Below are 273 nucleotides of genomic sequence, written 5' to 3'. Positions count from 1 at the left end.
CTCCGCGAAAATCGCCGGGTCGGGCTTGACCATCTTCACGCGCCCCGACACGACGATGTCCTTGAACCGCCGCAGCACGGGGTAGTGCTCCCACGCATACGGGAACGTCTCGTCCGACCAGTTCATCAGGCCGAAGAGCGGCACATTCGCGGCTTCTAGCTTCTCCACAGTCGCGACGCCGTCGTCGAGCACACCCGCCACCATTTGATGCCAGCGCTCGTAAAACGCGCGAATCAGCGCTTCGTGCTCGGGAAACTTCGCGACCAGTTCGGC

General features: G+C 63.0%; 1 protein-coding gene. It reads right to left on the bottom strand.

What is annotated here, in order from left to right; translation table 11 throughout:
- Positions 1-273, bottom strand: a 273-nt coding sequence (locus SB772_RS40960; RefSeq protein ID WP_410838645.1) for an HAD family hydrolase, incomplete at both ends; no start/stop codon positions are given.

It is taken from the genome of Paraburkholderia sp. SIMBA_030 (genome assembly GCF_046535245.1).
GTDB lineage: Bacteria > Pseudomonadota > Gammaproteobacteria > Burkholderiales > Burkholderiaceae > Paraburkholderia.
The sequence above is the reverse complement of the archived record's forward strand: the minus strand, read 5'-3'. Positions and strand labels throughout refer to the sequence as shown.